The sequence below is a fragment of the Kribbella sp. NPDC050820 genome (genome assembly GCF_040653975.1).
GTDB lineage: Bacteria > Actinomycetota > Actinomycetes > Propionibacteriales > Kribbellaceae > Kribbella.
In genome coordinates this window covers 102,724-117,030 of sequence record NZ_JBFAHB010000013.1, presented here as the reverse complement: position 1 = coordinate 117,030, position 14,307 = coordinate 102,724, and the positions used below count along the sequence as shown (strand labels likewise).

15 protein-coding genes are annotated in these 14,307 nt (G+C 70.6%); 12 read left to right on the top strand and 3 right to left on the bottom strand.

Going from position 1 to position 14,307, the window contains the following annotated elements:
- Positions 1-74: 74 nt before the first annotated feature.
- Genes nirD through AB0H36_RS14830 form a run of 3 tightly spaced genes read left to right on the top strand, consistent with a single transcriptional unit; the run spans position 75 to position 2,198 of the window.
- On the top strand, positions 75-398 hold the full coding sequence (nirD, locus tag AB0H36_RS14840) for a nitrite reductase small subunit NirD (protein ID WP_360521988.1): 324 nt from the start codon (positions 75-77) through the stop codon (positions 396-398).
- The gene (locus AB0H36_RS14835; protein WP_360521985.1) at positions 388-1,515 is read left to right on the top strand and encodes a uroporphyrinogen-III synthase; all 1,128 of its coding nucleotides are present in this window, start codon (positions 388-390) and stop codon (positions 1,513-1,515) included. Before nirD ends, AB0H36_RS14835 begins: the two co-directional genes overlap by 11 nt.
- Entirely contained in the window at positions 1,512-2,198 is a 687-nt protein-coding gene (locus AB0H36_RS14830) for a CbiX/SirB N-terminal domain-containing protein (RefSeq protein ID WP_360521982.1), read from the top strand. The genes AB0H36_RS14835 and AB0H36_RS14830 overlap by 4 nt, the downstream gene beginning before the upstream one ends.
- Positions 2,199-2,276: 78 nt before the next feature.
- On the opposite strand, the gene AB0H36_RS14825 is transcribed toward AB0H36_RS14830, so the two are convergent.
- Entirely contained in the window at positions 2,277-2,681 is a 405-nt protein-coding gene (locus AB0H36_RS14825) for a MerR family DNA-binding transcriptional regulator (RefSeq protein ID WP_360521979.1), read from the bottom strand.
- A gap of 68 nt (positions 2,682-2,749) precedes the next feature.
- On the opposite strand from AB0H36_RS14825, the gene AB0H36_RS14820 reads away from it, so the two are divergent.
- Positions 2,750-3,913, top strand: a complete 1,164-nt coding sequence (locus tag AB0H36_RS14820; RefSeq protein ID WP_360521976.1) for an acyl-CoA dehydrogenase family protein — start codon at positions 2,750-2,752, stop codon at positions 3,911-3,913.
- Between the two features lie 7 nt (positions 3,914-3,920).
- Positions 3,921-5,450, top strand: coding sequence for an acyl-CoA carboxylase subunit beta (locus AB0H36_RS14815; protein ID WP_360521974.1), 1,530 nt, complete (start codon positions 3,921-3,923; stop codon positions 5,448-5,450).
- 1 nt (position 5,451) lies between these two features.
- Here the strand turns inward: AB0H36_RS14815 and AB0H36_RS14810 are convergent, their stop codons facing one another.
- A complete protein-coding gene (locus tag AB0H36_RS14810; protein WP_360521971.1) occupies positions 5,452-6,609 on the bottom strand; it encodes an SMI1/KNR4 family protein in 1,158 nt (385 codons plus the stop codon).
- 69 nt (positions 6,610-6,678) lie between these two features.
- Here AB0H36_RS14810 and AB0H36_RS14805 point away from each other — a divergent pair, with 69 nt between their 5' ends.
- Together AB0H36_RS14805 and AB0H36_RS14800 are read left to right on the top strand one after the other, a co-directional pair.
- Positions 6,679-7,452 carry an aldolase/citrate lyase family protein gene (locus tag AB0H36_RS14805; protein WP_360521968.1) on the top strand — a complete coding sequence of 258 codons (774 nt, stop codon included), beginning with the start codon at positions 6,679-6,681 and terminating at the stop codon, positions 7,450-7,452.
- 61 nt (positions 7,453-7,513) lie between these two features.
- Complete coding sequence (locus AB0H36_RS14800; RefSeq protein WP_360521965.1) at positions 7,514-8,209, top strand: maleylpyruvate isomerase N-terminal domain-containing protein; 696 nt, start codon at positions 7,514-7,516, stop codon at positions 8,207-8,209.
- Between the two features lie 15 nt (positions 8,210-8,224).
- On the opposite strand, the gene AB0H36_RS14795 is transcribed toward AB0H36_RS14800, so the two are convergent.
- Positions 8,225-9,298, bottom strand: a complete 1,074-nt coding sequence (locus tag AB0H36_RS14795) for a GTP-binding protein (RefSeq protein WP_360521962.1) — start codon at positions 9,296-9,298, stop codon at positions 8,225-8,227.
- Positions 9,299-9,438: 140 nt separating this feature from the next.
- Between AB0H36_RS14795 and AB0H36_RS14790 the strand changes: the two genes are divergently transcribed.
- Genes AB0H36_RS14790 through AB0H36_RS14770 form a run of 5 tightly spaced genes read left to right on the top strand, consistent with a single transcriptional unit; the run spans position 9,439 to position 14,290 of the window.
- A complete protein-coding gene (locus AB0H36_RS14790) occupies positions 9,439-10,647 on the top strand; it encodes a GNAT family N-acetyltransferase (protein WP_360521959.1) in 1,209 nt (402 codons plus the stop codon).
- A 17-nt stretch (positions 10,648-10,664) separates the two neighbouring features.
- Entirely contained in the window at positions 10,665-11,381 is a 717-nt protein-coding gene (locus AB0H36_RS14785) for a DUF4129 domain-containing protein (protein ID WP_360521956.1), read from the top strand.
- A complete protein-coding gene (locus AB0H36_RS14780; RefSeq protein ID WP_360521953.1) occupies positions 11,378-11,974 on the top strand; it encodes a hypothetical protein in 597 nt (198 codons plus the stop codon). Before AB0H36_RS14785 ends, AB0H36_RS14780 begins: the two co-directional genes overlap by 4 nt.
- Positions 11,975-11,981: 7 nt before the next feature.
- On the top strand, positions 11,982-12,992 hold the full coding sequence (locus AB0H36_RS14775) for a MoxR family ATPase (protein ID WP_360521950.1): 1,011 nt from the start codon (positions 11,982-11,984) through the stop codon (positions 12,990-12,992).
- On the top strand, positions 12,989-14,290 hold the full coding sequence (locus AB0H36_RS14770; RefSeq protein WP_360521947.1) for a DUF58 domain-containing protein: 1,302 nt from the start codon (positions 12,989-12,991) through the stop codon (positions 14,288-14,290). The genes AB0H36_RS14775 and AB0H36_RS14770 overlap by 4 nt, the downstream gene beginning before the upstream one ends.
- Positions 14,291-14,307: the final 17 nt, after the last annotated feature.

Sequence of the window (14,307 nt, the reverse complement as noted above, 5' to 3'; positions counted from 1 at the left end):
ACCATCAAACACAGCGTGCCTGGTGCCTCAGCCGCGCCCGGAGCGAAGCGAGGACGCGGATGAGTATCACTGCCATGAGTCAGACAGTGGTCTGCCAGTACGACGTCCTGCTGCCGGAGCGTGGGGTCGCCGCCTTGGTCGGCGGAGTGCAGATCGCGTTGTTCCGGACGCACGACGGATCGGTGTTTGCCCTCGGCAACCAGGACCCGTTCAGCGGCGCGAACGTGATGTCGCGCGGGATCGTCGGCAACCGGGGCGACGTCCCGACCGTCGCCTCGCCGATGTTCAAGCAGGTCTTCGATCTGCGGACCGGAGTGTGCCTGGACGATCCCGCGGTGTCGCTGCCTGTCTATGCGGTGCAGGTGGTCGATGGTCAGGTGCTCATCGGTGAACAGTAAGCCGGGGCCGCTGAGCGGCTGCACGATCGCGATCACCGCCCACCGCCGCGCGGAGGACCTGATCGCCTCGTTCGAGCGTCGCGGCGCGAAGGTGCTGCACGCGCCGACCCTGCAGATCGTGCCGGTCGCCGACGACCACGCGCTGATCGAGGCGACCCGGCGGGTGATCGCGAACCCGCCGGACGACGTCGTCGTCACCACCGCGGTCGGCTTCCGCGGCTGGATCGAGGCCGCTGACACCGCCGGGCTGGCCGCGGACCTGCTCGGCACGCTGGAGCAGTCACGCATCCTCGCCCGCGGCCCGAAGGCTCGGGGCGCGATCCGGGCCGCCGGACTGGTCGAACACTGGTCTGCCCGGTCGGAGACGACCGCCGAGGTGGTGGAGTGGCTCCGCGACCAAGGTGTCGACGGGCGGAAGATCGTCGTACAGCTGCATGGACTGTCGGACCCCGGCCTGCAGGACTCGCTGCGGGGAGCTGGGGCGTCCGTACGCGGGCTCGAGGTGTACCGCTGGGGTCCGGCGCCGGACGCCGCTCTCGTCGAGCGGATGATCGGCCAGCTCTGCTCGGGCGCGGTGGACGCTGTGGTCCACACGTCGGCGCCTGGCGCGCAGGCGATGCTCGACGCGGCGGCGCTGACCGGGCAGTACGACGCCCTGCTCACGTCACTGCGAACAGGGCGCGTGCTGAACGCCTGCGTGGGTCCGGTCACGGCCGCGCCGTTTGCGGCGTTGGGGATGGAGCCGCTGGTGCCCGACCGCTTCCGGCTCGGCGCGCTGATCCGGATCGTCACCGATCGGCTCACCGAGGACCACGCACGCTCGATCGAGACGGAGTTCGGGCAACTCGTGATTCGTGGTGGCGCTGCGGTCCTGGACGGGGTGGTGCTGCCACTCGGTCCGGGGCCCCGCGCCGTACTGGCCGCTCTCGTCGCGGCCGGTGGTGATGTGGTGTCGCGACCGGAGCTGCTCGCGGTGCTTCCTGGTGCAGAGGACGTACACGCGGTGGAGGTCACGGTGAACAGACTGCGTACGGCGGTCGGCAGGCCGGAGCTGGTGCGGACAGTCGTACGACGCGGCTACCGCCTGGCCGTGGAACCCGCCGGAGTGGCGTCATGACGATCGACCTGATCGCAGCAGCCCACGGTACGGCGGACCCGCGTGGTATCGCGGTCGTGCACGAACTCGTCCGCGAGATGGCGCGTCAACGGCCGGACATCCCGATGTCGCTGGGTTTCGTGGATGTCGACGTACCGGCTCTTCCCGGTCTGGTCGGCCGGGTCATGGCCGACGCCGGCGAGGCCGTCGTCGTACCCCTGCTGCTGTCCAGCGGCTACCACGTGCACGTCGACATCGCCGCCGAGTCGACCCGGTACCCCGGTCGCGTCCACGCCGTCTCCGCCCTCGGCCCCGACCCCGTCCTGGCCGACATCATGGCCGACCACCTCGGCGACCTTCGCCGAATCGACCGCGTCGTCCTGGCCGCCGCCGGCTCCTCCGCCCCCCGGGCTTTGGCCGACTGCGGGCAAACAGCCCGCTTGCTGTCCCGCCGCATCGACCGCCCCGTCGAGGTCGGCTACGTCTCCGGCGCCGGCGAACACCTCACCTCCGTCCTCGCCCGAACCCCGGGCCGCGTAGCCGTAGCCACCTACCTCCTGGCCCCCGGCTACTTCGCCGACAAAGTCCACCGCCTGTCCGCGCACCGTCCCGCTACCCCACCGCTGGGCGCCGACCCCCGCCTGGCAACCCTCGCCCTGACCCGCTACCAGAGCGCACTCCTGGAGACCTCGATCGCCGTCTAGGTGCATTTCGACAGGAGGTGTCTCGGGACTCGGCTCCGCCAACCGCTTTCCTGCGGCGTGTCGTCCCTCGCCGGCCGACTACCTCCTGTCGAAACGTCGGTCGGAGCGGAGCGCGGCCAGGTCGGCCTCGCAGCGGGCTTCGACCTCGGCCAGTTCCCGGAGGGTTTCGTCGATGTCGTGGCGGCGTTGTTCGAGGTCGGCCCGGCGGGTGGTGATCTGGTCCAGGAGGTAGACGAGCTGGCCCTCCTCGCCGGGTTCGGCGTCGTACATGTCGACGATGGTGGCGATCTCGTCCAGGGAGAAACCTAGGCGCTTGCCGCGGAGGATGAGGCCGAGGCGGACGCGGTCGCGGGGGTGGTAGACGCGCACGGTGCCGCGGCGCTCGGGCGTGAGCAGGCCGCGGTCCTCGTAGAACCGGATCGTCCGGAGCGTGACGTCGTACTCGGCGGCCAGTTCGGCGATCGACCAGGTCTCAGCGGGCACCCGGATATTGTGCACACACCCCAGGTTGCTTTACGTTTACGTAAGCGTCAAGCACAGGGAGTCCGCTCATGTTCGAACTGTCCGAGGAGCACCGCGAGTTCCGGCACAGCGTTCGCGACTTCGCCGAGGCGGAGATCGCCCCGCACGCCGCGGAGTGGGACCGCAAGCACTACTTCCCGGTGGAGGTCGTGCAGAAGATGGGCCGGCTGGGACTGTTCGGGCTGACCGCGCCGGAGGAGTACGGCGGCGCCGGCGGCGACTTCACCAGCCTGTGCGTGGCGATCGAGGAGATCTCCCGGGTCGACCAGTCGATGGGGATCACCCTGGAGGCGGCGGTCGGGCTCGGCATCAACCCGATCCTGACCTTCGGCACCGAGGAGCAGAAGGCGACCTGGCTGCCCGACCTGGTGGCCGGCCGGAAGCTGGCCGGGTTCGGCCTGACCGAGCCGGAGTCCGGGTCGGACGCGGGCGCGACCAAGACCCGCGCGGTGCTGGACGGCGGCGAGTGGGTGATCGACGGCTCGAAGCAGTTCATCACGAACTCCGGCTCGACGATCACGTCCTGCGTGACGGTGACCGCGCGGACCGGCGAGAAACCGGACGGCAAGGCGGAGATCTCCACGATCATCGTCCCGGCGGGGACGCCGGGATTCACGGCGGAGGCGTCGTACGACAAGCTCGGGTGGCACGCGTCGGACACGCACCCGCTGTCCTTCGTCGGCTGCCGGGTGCCGGAGGCCAACCTGCTAGGCGAGCGCGGCAAGGGGTTCGCGCAGTTCCTGGCCACCCTCGACGACGGGCGGGTCGCGATCGCGGCCGTCGCGCTCGGCTGCATTCGCGCCTGCCTGGAGATGTCGGTCCAGTACGCCGGTGAGCGCAAGACCTTCGGGGTCCCGATCGGCCGCAAGCAGGGGGTCGCGTTCCAGATCGCCGACCTGAAGGTGATGGCGGACGCGGCCGAGATGCTGGTCTACCGGGCCGCCGCGCTGAAGGACGCCGGGGCGTCGATGGCCGACTTCAAGCAGGCCGCGTCGGTGGCGAAGCTGTACGCGACCGAGTCCGCGGTGACCGCGACCCGGATCGCGACCCAGGTGTTCGGCGGCTACGGCTTCATGGAGGAGTACCCGGTCACCCGGTTCTACCGGGACGCCAAGATCCTCGAGATCGGCGAGGGCACGTCGGAAGTGCAGCGGATGCTGATCGCCCGGAGCCTTGGGCTCCCGGTGGAATGATGGCCGCATGACCCACGATCACTGGACCGAGGTCAAGGTAGCCCGTGAGGCGACCCTCGGCCCGCCCGAGAAGGCTGCGGCCAAGCTCGCGAGTCAGAACAAGCTCTACGTGCGGGACCGGATCGCCCTGCTCGTCGACGAGGGCAGCTTCGTCGAGGACGCGCAGCTGGCGAACGCGCTGAACCCGGGCCTGCCCGCCGACGGCGTGGTCACCGGCCGCGGGCTGGTCGACGGCCGGCCGGCGCTGGTGGTCGCGAACGACCCGACCGTCAAGGCCGGGTCGTGGGGCGCCCGGACGGTGGAGAAGATCGTCCGGATCACCGAGGTGGCGATCCGCGACGAGCTGCCGGTGTTCTGGCTGATCGACTCCGCCGGCGCCCGGATCACCGACCAGGTGGAGCTGTTCCCGGGCCGGCGCGGCGCCGGGCGGATCTTCCACAACCAGGTCGCGCTGTCCGGCAAGGTGCCGCAGATCTGCTGCCTGTTCGGCCCGTCCGCGGCCGGCGGCGCGTACATCCCGGCGTTCTGCGACCTGGTGATCATGGTCGACGGCAACGCCTCGATGTACCTGGGGTCGCCGCGGATGGCCGAGATGGTGGTCGGCGAGAAGGTGACGCTGGAGGAGATGGGCGGCGCCCGGATGCACACCAGCGTGTCCGGCTGCGGCGACCTGCTCGCCACCGACGACGCCGAGGCGATCGACCTGGCCAAGCAGTACTTCTCCTACCTGCCCGGTTCGTGGCAGACCCGGCCGCCGTCGTACGACGCCGCGCCGCCGGCCCGCGACTTCACCCGGGACCTGGTGCCGGCCGAGGAGAGTGTCGGGTTCGACATCCACGACGTGATCGACGCGCTGGTCGACGCGGACACGTTCTTCGAGGTCAAGCCGTCGTACGCGCCGGAACTCGTCACCGGGTTCGGACTGCTGGCCGGGCAGGTGGTCGGGATCGTCGCGAACCAGCCGGCCGTGAAGGGCGGCGTGCTGTTCGTCGACTCGGCGGACAAGGCGGCCCGGTTCATCTGGTTGTGCGACGCGTTCAACGTGCCGCTGGTGTACCTGTGCGACGTTCCCGGCTTCATGATCGGCAGCGAGGTCGAGCGGGCCGGGATCATCCGGCACGGCGCGAAGATGATCACCGCGGTCTCGGAGGCGACCGTGCCGACGGTGTCGGTGATCGTCCGCAAGGCGTACGGCGCCGGGCTCTACGCGATGTGTGGACCCGGTTTCTCGCCGGATGCGTGTGTCGCGCTGCCGACCGCGAAGATCGCGGTGATGGGGCCGGAGGCGGCGATCAACGCCGTGTACTACAACAAGATCCAGGAGATCGCGGACGAGACCGAGCGCGTCGAGTACGTGTCCCGGCTGCGCGAGGAGTACGAGACCGACATCGACATCCTTCGGCTGGCCGCCGACCTGGTCATCGACGCGATCGTCGAGCCGGAGGACCTGCGCACCGACCTGATCGCCCGGCTGGCCGCCGCCCAGTCCAAGGACCGCCACTTCAGCACCCGGCGGCACGGCGTCCCGCCGGTCTGAGTCACAGGTACGACTCGTCCGTCCACGGCTCGAAGGTCGCGTACTCGAGCGGATCGTCGGCTTCGTCGAGCCGCTCGAACACGGGGGACACCGGCTGGGCGCGCAGCCAGGCCAGCAGGGTGTCGACCAGGCCGTCGGGAAGCGGTGGTCCCTGGTCGTGGTGCCGGGGATAGATGATGACCGGCCAGTCGTCGGGGTCGCCGAGCGTCAGCCAGCCGAACACGTCGCCGTCGATCGAGTCGGCGAACGGCAGGAAACCACCCGGCTCGGGCCAGACCGCCAGCGGCTGGAACTCCGGATGCGCGGCCCGGAGCTCGCGATAGATGTCGAGGATGTCCGTGACGTAGGCGGCCAGGCCGCGGTAGCCGTTCGATCGTGCTGTCTCGGGGTCGCGGAGTGGCGTGACGAATCCCAGCCAGGACCGCCAGCTTCCGGCGCCGTAGGTCTCCATCAGCGTGACGTACTCGGTGGGCAGTCGCGTGCCCAGACGCTCGTAGAGCCGTTCCCAGCTGTCGTCGCCGAGGTACGGCGTCGCCGGCGGCGGTACGAGTTGCTGCAATGCGTCGAGGCCCGTGCCTTCGGTGAGGGCGGCCCGGCGTGAGGGGGCGACCGGTGCGGGCGGAGGCGGAGGCGTCCAGGGACGCGGGTCCGGCAGGAACGCGGTGCGTCGGGCCGTCGGCGGTAGCGACTCCTGGATGGCTGCGTCGAGCATCTCCAGCAGCGGCATGCCGAGGTTCTGCCAGGGATTGTTGCCCGCATGCGCCGTGTCCGCGTCGAAGACGACGACTGGCCACTGGTCCGGATCCGGTGAGGCCGACGTGTCCCAGAACAGGTAGGCCGATCGACGCGTGTGACCCCAGGCGAGCAACCCACCGGGTTCCGGATGAAACGGCGGCGGCGTGTTCGGTGGCGCCGAACGGGACCAGCTCCGGCAGAGCCGATGCGTGTCCTTCAGCCAGTCGCCGTAGTCGAACCGCCCTTCTTGCACACAAGGCACGGACAGCCAGATGAACTCACCGATGTCCAGCGGCCCGTAGGCATCCGCCAGCGACTTGTAGTCCCGCGGAAGCCCGACCCCAAGCCAGGACTCGACGGCCTCCCAGTCGATCGGGATCGGCCGGTCGGCCGGCCCGGACTGGACGGTGAACGGCAGTTCCATGGTTGGTGATACTCGCACAGCGCCCGGCGGAAGCGGTTTAGGGTTGGGGAAATCGTTGGAGGAGAAGACGTGAGTTCTCAGGACTTTGCCGGTCGGCTTCGGGGGCGGGAGAAGCTGGTCGGGTATTGGGTGGTGCTGGATGCGCCGGTGGCCACGGAGCGGATCGCGCGGGTGGGGTACGACTACGTCGTGCTGGACGGGCAGCACGGGCTGATCGGGTACCAGGGTTTGCTGACCGGCCTCCTGGCCGTGGACGCGGGTGCGTCACTCGGGACCGGCTCGGTCGGGCTGGTGCGGGTCGAGGCCAACCACCCGACGCCGATCGGGCGGGCGCTGGACGCCGGCGCGGCCGGGGTGATCGTGCCGCTGGTGGACAGCTCCGAGGACGTCACGCGGGCGGTGCAGGCGGCGAAGTACCCGCCGGCCGGTGTGCGGTCGTACGGTCCGATGCGGTCGGCCCTGCGGGTCGGTCCGGTCCCGGCCGACGCCGACGCGGCGACCGTCGTACTGGCGATGATCGAGACGCCGGACGGGCTGAAGAACGTGGCCGAGATCTGCCAGACGCCCGGGCTGGACGGTGTGTACGTCGGTCCGTCGGACCTTGGGCTGTCCGTCGGGGCGAAATTCCCCGGCGACCCGGCCGTCGCCGAGCCGTTCGAGGAAGCGGTCGCGCTGATCGCGCGGACGGCGCAGGAGGCCGGCATCGCGGCCGGTATCCACACGCCGGACGGGCAGACCGCGCAGCGGCGGTTGAGCCAGGGCTACACGTTCGCGACCGTCGCGTCCGACCTCACGCACCTGGAGGCCGTGGCGGCCGCGCACCTGGACACCGCCCGGTCGTAGGAACACACCGGAGCCTTCTCGGGTTAGGTTCGAAGAGGACCGCGCACCGAGGAGGCTTGGTATGAGGGCGCCCGAGCGAGGAGCACTGCCGCTGCGGCTGGCCGCGACGCTGGCCCGGACGTACGGGCTGGTGACCGAGACCGTGCAAGGGCTGAGCGACGCGGACTTCGCCCGCCGGACCCGCTGCGAGGGGATGCCGGTCGGTCCCCTTCTCGTCCATCTCCTGTACGACGCGGAGCGTGCGCTGATGGCGTTCGCCAGCCCGGCCGCCGCCGTACCGGACCGGGACTTCGTGACCTACTGGCTGGACTCCCCACCGGGGACGGAGGGCGACGACGCCTTCGTGCGTGCGGTCGCGTCGGCGTACCGCAGGCCTGGCCTGCTCGTGCAGCACTGGCGGGAGCTGTCCGAGGCCGCCGTACGTGCGGCCGAGGCCGGACTGGCGGACAAGGGCCGGCGGGTGGAGACGCAGGGGCACGTGCTGCGGGCGACCGACTTCGTCGCGACGTTGGTGCTGGAGGCAACCGTGCACCACCTCGACCTGATCGTCGACCTGCCGGACGCGCCCGAGCCGGACGCCGAGGGACTGCAGGTCACCGCGCGCACGCTGGACGGCCTGTTCGGCCCGGAGGCGTGGGACGTGATCAACTGGGACACCACGACGTACGTGCTGAAGGCGACCGGCCGGGAGCCGCTCGACGACGACGACCTCGAGATGCTCGGCCCGCACGCAGCCCGTCTCCCGCTGCTGGGTTAGGGCGTATCTGACGCCCTAGAGCACCCCGGCGAACGGGTCGTCGAGGTCCTGCCACCTCAGGCTGGCCAGCTCGGACTCGGTCAGCAGGCAGGCGTCCAGAACCGCTTGCAGTCGCGCCGGATCCAGGCCCATGCCGGTCGCGACCACCGTGCACTCGGCGAGGTGCTCGGTCTCCGACCACTCGCCAAGCATCCCCAGCGAGGCGCTGTAGCCGGCGGACTCCCACCGCACGCGCTGTGTGGGCCGGTTGGCCAGCCAGACCACGCCACGACTCCGTACGACGCCGTCGACGATGTCCTCGAGTGCGTCGTTCAGCCGGGCCGGGTGCAGCGGCCGGGTGGACCGCCACAGCACCGTGGTGACGCCGTCGCCGCTCGGTTGCAACCGGTCCGACGACGCTAGCTCGCCTGCCCACAACTCGGCCGCCTGGAAGTCGAACAGACCGGTCCGCGCGACCGGACCGGTCGGCACACCGGCCGGGTCGGCTGCGACGACCGTCGTACGCGGGTTCAGGTGGGTCAGCAGGTGGTGCAGCCGCTCCGGCGCCGAGCTGCGGTGGCTGTTGGCGAGCACGCACACGTCGGCGTACTCGATCTGCCGAGCGGTCAGCTCAGCCACGTTCCGCCGGTCCGGCGGGCCCAGTGCGAGCCCGCGCTCGTCGAGGAGCTCGTCGCCGGACAGTTGCTCGACCAGCAGTACGGCGTCCACTACGCAGGTGACCGTCTCGACCGCGATCTCCGGCATCGTCCCCACCAGCGTCGCGACCAGCGGCCGTGCCTCCATCGCCGGGGGAGCGGCCAGTACGACGTGGTCCCAGTGCTCGCGTGCGGCCAGGGTCTCGAGCAGCGGCAGCAATGACTCGATCAGCTGGCACGCACCGCAGTCGTCGCCCACGGTGAACTCGCCGGAGTCGATCGGGCCGGACGCGTCGAGCACTCGCCAGGACAGCACGCCCCGCCCGGGCAGCTCGTCCTGGTCCACCACGACGGCCACGGTGGAGGGGTCCACCATCGCGGTTAGCACCGGTTCGCGCAGGGTTGTGGACAGGCCGACCAACAGGGACAACGAGGTTCTCGCATGGGCGGTCATGCAGGCAGTATATGAAAACGGTTTTCATCAGTCCAGAGGCCGGGAGGCCCGGGTTTCCCGTCAGACCGGGAAAATTCCCGCCCTCGCGCGAATTCGGAAATCCTGAGCGGTTTGTCCGGGTCGTCTGGTAGGCAAGGGGTATGGCGATCGAGATCGAGCGGTTCAAGGGTGACTGGGACGAGCTGGTGGAGCTCGTCGACCTGGCGTTCGCCGCGCCGTGGAACGAGGCTCAGATCGAGTCGGAGCGGCGGGTTTGGGAGCCGGAGCGCAGCACCGTCGCGGTCGACGACCGGCAGTTGGTCGGACACACCGGGACGTTCTCGTTCCTGATGACCGTGCCGGGTGCGCAGGTTCCGGTGGCCGGCGTCACGCTGGTCGGCGTCCGGCCGACGCACCGCCGTCGTGGTGTGCTGCGCGAGCTGATGCGCGCGCAGCTCAACGATGTCTACGAGGCGGGCAACGAGCCCCTCGCGGCGCTGACGGCCAGCGAGCCGGCGATCTACGGCCGCTTCGGGTACGGGCTGGCCTCCGACCACCAAGCGGTCGTCATCCGGAAGCAGTCCCGCGAGCTCCGCCCGGTGGCGGGCATCGACGACGTACGGATCAGGTACGTCGACCCGCGCGAGGCGCTCCCGGTCACGACGGCGCTGCGCAACCGGCTCGTGCCGCTGCAGCCGGGGATGTTCGTCCACGACGACCGCTGGCAGGAGTACGCGACCGGTCCGAACGTCACGAACGACCCTGGCGGCTCCAAGCTCAGGTGTGTCCTGGCCGAGCGGGACGGCGACGTGACCGGCTACGCGCACTACCAGACTCGGCGTGAGGAGAAGGGCTTCATCGACGTCATCCGCGTCCACGCGGCGGATGTCGCCTCGCATGCCGCGCTCTGGCGCTACCTGCTGGAGCCGGACCTGCTGAGCGAGACCCGGTACGGCCATCTGCCGTCCGACGACCCACTGCTAGAGCTGCTGCTTGACCCACGGGCGCCATCACCGATCACCCGGGACGGGCTGTGGGTCCGGCCGGTCGACGTACGGCGTGCCCTCACCGCGCGGACCTATGCGCGCGACCTCGATGTCGTCCTCGCCGTGACCGACGGCTTCCTGCCGTGGAACGCGGGCCGGTGGCATCTCGCCGGCGGTCCGGAGGGTGCGACCTGCGAGGCGACGACTCGTGCGGCTGACCTGACCATCGACGTACGGGAGCTGGGCGCGGTGTACCTCGGCCGGCCGTCGCTGGCTCGCCTCGGAGCGGCGGGACTGGTACAGGAGCACACGTCCGGCGCGCTCGCGATCGTGTCGGAAGCGTTTTCCGCCAGTCGGCTTCCCTGGCTCGACACCGGCTTCTGATCGGTTAGCCTTCCGTGGTGCAGCCGAGGCGGCGGGGAGCGCTGGTGCTGGTTGTCGTGCTGATGCTCGGCATCGCGGCGGCCGGCTTCGTGGTGCTCGCGTCCGCCGGCGGACCGGTGCGGCCGGTCAGCGAGAGCACGCGGACGACGAGTCCGCGCCCGGTGACTCCGGAACCGGTTGATGAGACTGCGCAAACTCCCAGGCCTGGCCCGCCGTCGGCCCTGAAGGATGTGGAGCCGAAGCCGCTGCCGGCCTGGGTGGAAGCGCTGTGGCAGGCCGTTGTGTGGTTGGCGATCGCGGCGATCGTGGCGCTCATCGGGAGGCTGATCTACCGGGTCGTGCGCCAGGTCCAGCTGCCGGAGGCCGAGGACGAGGACACCGACTGGGAGCGGATCAAGGCCGACCGGCTCGCCGGGGCGGTCGACAGCGGACTCTCCAGGATCGATTCCGGTTCGGCGACCGACGCCGTGATCGCGTGCTGGGTCGCGCTGGAGAACGCGGCGGCATCGGCCGGGGTGCCACGGGAGCAGTCGGAGACTCCGGCGGAGTTCACGGTCCGCGTCCTCGGGGTCGGCGGGATCTCCGAGCCCGAGCTCGTTCGGCTCGGTGAGCTCTACCGCGAGGCCCGCTACTCCACGCACGGCTCGACGGAAGAGGCGCGTGCCGAGGCCCGGGCAGCGCTGCTGCGCTTGCGTGCCGAGTTGTCCGCCGTCACGACCGAGGTGGGCGGATGACGTCGTACAAGTGGACGCCGTTGGACGAGTCGGAGCGACGGCCTCCGGTCGCGCCGCCGCCGGGCCGGCGGTCGGTGCGGCTGGACAAGGTGCTCGTGCAGCACGTCGGGATCACCGTACTGGTGAGCCTGCTGCTGGTGGCCGGGTTCGGAGCGCTCGGTATGGCGCCGCGGCCGATGTGGTTCGTCGCGACCGCGCTTGCGATCGGGTTCGGGTCGCTGGCGATCCGGCTGCTCGTGCCGGAGCTGCTGGAGACCAGTTGGCCGGCCCGGCACGACGAGAAGCTCTCCGCCTTGCGGAGCCGGAGCAACGACAACCGCACGCAGTTCATCGCCACCTGGCTGCAGGAGTCGAATCGCGAGCGCCGGGCCGGTGAGGGCTCGCAGACGTTCGCGCGCCGGATCCAGCCGCTACTGCTCGAGGTGACCACCGACCGCTTGCTGCACCGCCACGGTGTCGACCCGCAGCGCGAGCCCGCCCGGGCCCGCGAGCTCACCGGCGACCGGGTGTGGGACCTGATCACCCGGGACGACAAGCTCACGGCCTCCCTCGACGAGATCGAGTACGCCGTCCAGACCATCGAGAACCTGTGAGGAACCCGTGACGGACGCTGACCTGCCTGCCACCGAACCCGCCGGCCGTGAGCTGCGGGTGGAGGAGGTTTCCACGCTCAGCCAGGAGGTTCTGGCGCGGGTCGGCGAGGCGGTGGTCGGCAAGTCCAAAGCCCTTGAGCTGGTGCTGGCCGGGATCCTGGCTGGTGGGCACGTGCTGCTGGAGGACTATCCCGGGCTGGCGAAGACCTTGGCCGCGCGATCCTTCGCGCAAGCATTGGGGCTGGAGTTCCGGCGGGTGCAGTTCACCCCGGACCTGCTGCCGTCGGATGTCACCGGCGCGTTCGTCTACGACCAGAAGGAGTCCGACTTCGCCTTCCGGCCCGGCCCGATCTTCACCGGCCTGCTGCTGGCCGACGAGATCAACCGGACGCCGCCGAAGACGCAGGCCGCGCTGCTGGAGTCGATGCAGGAGCACCAGGTCACCGTCGAGGGCCAGACCTTCCCGCTGCCGACGCCGTTCCACGTCCTCGCGACCGCGAACCCGGTCGAGTACGAAGGCACCTACCCGCTCCCCGAAGCGCAGCTCGACCGCTTCATGCTGCGGATCGGCTTCGGCTATCCGAGTGCTGAGGAGGAGTGGGAGGTCCTGCGCCGCCGGATGAGCCGCCGGCAGGAGGACCAGACCGTCGCGGCGGTCACCGACGCGGCCGGACTGCTCGCCGCCCAACGGGCGATCGAGACCGTGAACGTCGACGACACCGTCGGCCAGTACTGCGTCGACCTGGCCGCGGCGACCCGTCGCGACTCACAGGTCCTGGTCGGCGCGTCCCCGCGGGGCTCGCTGGCGTTGTTGCTGACGGCCCGTTCGTACGCCGTGATCCAGGGGCGGGACTACGTCGTACCCGAGGATGTGAAGGCGGTCGCCGTACCGGCTCTGGCGCATCGGATCACGGTCCGGCCGGAGCTTTGGCTGCACGAGGTGACGGGTGCGACGGTCGTGCGCGCAGTGCTCGGAGCGGTTCCGACCCCGCCGACCGTGGTGGGCGCGTCCAGATGAGGTGGCAGCCTACGCACGCGCAGATCCGGGTGATCTGTGTGGCGGGGTTGTTGCTGCTCGTGGCGGTGCTGGCTCGTCGGCCGGACGCCGCCGTACTCGGGTTGCCGTTGGCGTTCGTCGCAATCTGGGGGCGGTACTTCCGGCCGCGGGAGGCGCCCGAGGTGCACACCGAGCTGGACACGGATGTGCTGTTCGAGGGGCAGGCGACGACGTACCGGTTGCGCGTGGCCGGGACGCTCGATCCGGACATCGACCTGATCGTGGCGGCGCTGCCGCGGGCGCAGTGGTTCCAGTACGACCCACCGCAGGCCGCGATCGCCGAGCCGGTGATTGATGGCGCGGTGACGCTCGAGGTGGGCCTGCGGTCGAAGCGGTGGGGCCTGCGGGCGTTGGATCGGCCGACTGTCGTGGCTACGTCGACGCTTGGGGCGTACCGCGTCCGGGTGACGTCGACGGAACCGCTGGCGGTCAGCACTCTGCCGTTGCGCGAGGGTTTCGAAGCGGTCGACGCCGTACCGCGACCGGCTGGGCTGGTTGGGCTGCACCGGTCGCGGCGGCCGGGCGAGGGGACCGAGGTGGCCGGCGTCCGGCCGTTCCGGACCGGGGACCGGCTGCGGCGGATCAACTGGGCCGTGTCGGCGCGCACCCGTGAGCTGCATGTCACGTCGACCTGGTCGGACCGCGACACCGAGGTGGTGATCCTGCTCGACACCGGCGGCGAGATCGGCATCAGCGAGGGGATCGACGGCCGGTCGAGCAGCCTGGACACCGGCGTCCGCGCGGCCGCGTCGATCGCCGAGCACTACCTGCGCCACGGCGACCGCGTCCGGCTCATCGACACCGGCAACCTGGTCCGCAGCGTTCGCTCCGGCAGCGGTCGCGGGCATCTGCGCCGGATCCTCGACGCGCTGGTGCACGCGGATCGTCGTGGGCGGCAGCAGGACGAGGAGCAACTCGTCCGCCGGAACCGGATCAGGTCCGACAGCCTCGTCCTCGTGCTCAGCCCGCTGCTCCGCCAAGCGATCATGGGGTACGTCGTCACGCTCGTGCACTCGGGGTGCACAGTCATCGCCGTGGACACGCTGCCGCCGGACGTCGCCTCGGTGATCGACCTCAGCGAGCACGACGCCCGCGCCTGGCCGCTCGCCTGGCGCCTGCGCATGCTCGAACGCCGCCGTGAGCTCGACCGCCTCAGCGACCTCGGCGTCCCCACCGTCACCTGGCACGGCGCCGGCACTCTCGACGAAGTCCTCCGAGACGCCTCCAGACTTGCCGCCGCCCCACGGATGCGCTCATGAAGCGCGCGCAGGATCTG

What these genes read in the sequence shown, in the direction of transcription:
- AB0H36_RS14815 (WP_360521974.1), top strand. Translation starts at nt 3,921, where the DNA reads ATGACCCACGATCACTGGACCGAGGTCAAGGTAGCCCGTGAGGCGACC.
- AB0H36_RS14830 (WP_360521982.1), top strand. Translation starts at nt 1,512, where the DNA reads ATGACGATCGACCTGATCGCAGCAGCCCACGGTACGGCGGACCCGCGT.
- AB0H36_RS14800 (WP_360521965.1), top strand. Translation starts at nt 7,514, where the DNA reads ATGAGGGCGCCCGAGCGAGGAGCACTGCCGCTGCGGCTGGCCGCGACG.
- AB0H36_RS14795 (WP_360521962.1), bottom strand. Translation starts at nt 9,298, where the DNA reads ATGACCGCCCATGCGAGAACCTCGTTGTCCCTGTTGGTCGGCCTGTCC.
- AB0H36_RS14790 (WP_360521959.1), top strand. Translation starts at nt 9,439, where the DNA reads ATGGCGATCGAGATCGAGCGGTTCAAGGGTGACTGGGACGAGCTGGTG.
- AB0H36_RS14780 (WP_360521953.1), top strand. Translation starts at nt 11,378, where the DNA reads ATGACGTCGTACAAGTGGACGCCGTTGGACGAGTCGGAGCGACGGCCT.
- AB0H36_RS14770 (WP_360521947.1), top strand. Translation starts at nt 12,989, where the DNA reads ATGAGGTGGCAGCCTACGCACGCGCAGATCCGGGTGATCTGTGTGGCG.
- AB0H36_RS14810 (WP_360521971.1), bottom strand. Translation starts at nt 6,609, where the DNA reads ATGGAACTGCCGTTCACCGTCCAGTCCGGGCCGGCCGACCGGCCGATC.
- AB0H36_RS14820 (WP_360521976.1), top strand. Translation starts at nt 2,750, where the DNA reads ATGTTCGAACTGTCCGAGGAGCACCGCGAGTTCCGGCACAGCGTTCGC.
- nirD (WP_360521988.1), top strand. Translation starts at nt 75, where the DNA reads ATGAGTCAGACAGTGGTCTGCCAGTACGACGTCCTGCTGCCGGAGCGT.